At 39.9% G+C, this 514-nt stretch carries 1 protein-coding gene; it reads right to left on the bottom strand.

From position 1 onward, the window contains the following. Positions 1–195 precede the first annotated feature (195 nt). A partial coding sequence (locus tag R7R78_RS29540) for a glutathione binding-like protein (protein ID WP_225475016.1) occupies positions 196–514 on the bottom strand: 319 nt, incomplete at its 5' end.

Genomic DNA, 514 nt, shown 5'->3' with positions numbered 1-514 from the left:
TGGACTACATTTTAGTTGTTGATTTATCTTAGGATTTATTAGCAACAATCAAGAATAATTGGTAGGGTTAGAAGAGGTATGAAGGATTGAATTTATAAATGAATACTTGCGCTCTATTTCGATAAAAAACGTCCCTTTGATGCGATTGAGACAACGTTATTTGTCTTCAATCCAAGCCTCAAAGGGACGATTAAATTAAGCGTAGTTCACTTCAATTTGTTCGGCTTTCTCGAAAGCAGGGTGCGTCGCAAGTTGTTTACCGTAACGAACCATATTCGGGAATTGTTCTGCTAGGCCAAACATCTGTACTAACTCAACGATGAAAGACATCATGATGTCTGCACCCGTCAATCGCTCTTCTACGAGGTAGGTTTTTCCTTCCAACGCTTGTTCGAAGTAGCTCAATACATTCATTGCTTCTTTGTCGGCGTATGCAGGCAAAAACTGCATCGAGTTCGGCTCTTTACTGATGAATATTTTCAATAGCATCGGCAAAATAGCGGAGCTTTCTGCA

The sequence above is a fragment of the Vibrio sp. 2134-1 genome (assembly GCF_033339495.1).
This window is presented reverse-complemented; position numbering and strand designations above follow the sequence as displayed.